The following is a 1,306-nucleotide window of genomic DNA, read 5'->3' as shown; positions in this document are numbered from 1 at the left end:
GGGGCGTCGAGGACGTCCGCGATGTTCTGCATCAGCAGGTTGTTGGACGTCATGCCGCCGTCGACCTTCAGGGCGGTCAACGTCACCCCGGAGTCCTTCTGCATCGCGTCCACCACCTCGCGGGTCTGCCACGCGGTGGCCTCCAGCACCGCCCGCGCCAGATGCCCCTTGGTCACATACCGGGTCAGACCCGCGATCACCCCCCGGGCATCGGAGCGCCAGTACGGGGCGAACAGCCCCGAGAACGCCGGCACGAAGTACGCACCGCCGTTGTCCTCGACGGTGCTGGCCAGCGTCTCGATCTCCGCCGCGGTGGAGATGATCCCCAACTGGTCGCGCAACCACTGCACCAGCGACCCGGTCACCGCGATCGAACCCTCCAACGCGTAGACCGGCTTCTGCTCCCCGATCCGGTAGCCGACCGTGGTCAACAGCCCGTGATACGAGTTGACGATCTTCTCACCCGTGTTCAGCAGCAGGAACGTCCCCGTCCCGTAGGTGGACTTGGCCTCGCCCTCGTCGAAGCAGGTCTGCCCGAACAGCGCCGCCTGCTGGTCCCCCAGCGCCGAGGCCACCGGCACCCCCGCCAGATCGCCCACCGCCTCGCCGTACACCTCCGCCGAGGAGCGGATCTCCGGCAGCACCGCCAGCGGCACCCCCATCGACTCCGCGATCTTCTCGTCCCACTGCAACGTGTGCAGGTTCATCAGCATCGTCCGCGACGCGTTCGTCACATCCGTGACGTGCTTGCCGCCGTCCACACCACCCGTCAGGTTCCAGATCACCCAGGTGTCCATCGTCCCGAACAGGATGTCCCCCGCCTCGGCCCGCTCCCGCAACCCCTCCACGTTGTCCAGCAACCAGCGGATCTTCGGCCCCGCGAAGTACGACGCCAACGGCAGACCCGTCTCCCGCCGGAACCGGTCCTGACCCACATTGCGCCCCAACTCCCGGCACAACGCCTCGGTCCGCGTGTCCTGCCACACCAGCGCGTTGTGCACCGGCACACCCGTGTGCCGGTCCCACAGCACCGTCGTCTCACGCTGATTGGTGATCCCCACCGCCCGGATGTCCTCCCGGGACAGCCCGGCCTTCTCCAGCGCACCGCGCACCACCGACCGCACCCGGGTCCAGATCTCGGCGGCATCGTGCTCCACCCAACCCGGCTGCGGGAAGATCTGCGCGTGCTCCTGCTGGTCCACGGACACGATCCGGCCGTCCGCACCGAAGACGATGCACCGGCTCGACGTGGTGCCCTGATCGATCGCGGCAATGTAATTGGCAGTCATACGGGGATCCTCGGCTC

At 68.0% G+C, this 1,306-nt stretch carries 1 protein-coding gene; it reads right to left on the bottom strand.

The window, feature by feature from the left end; all coding sequences use genetic code 11:
- Positions 1-1,289 (bottom strand): glycerol kinase GlpK (gene glpK, locus IH44_RS0139845; protein WP_030464745.1); only part of this gene is annotated, 1,289 nt, incomplete at its 3' end.
- Between the last annotated feature and the right edge of the window lie 17 nt (positions 1,290-1,306).

It is taken from the genome of Kitasatospora sp. NRRL B-11411, from assembly GCF_000721345.1.
Taxonomy (GTDB): domain Bacteria; phylum Actinomycetota; class Actinomycetes; order Streptomycetales; family Streptomycetaceae; genus Kitasatospora; species Kitasatospora cineracea.
Note: the sequence above shows the minus strand (reverse complement) of the source record. Positions and strands in the feature narration are given on the sequence as shown.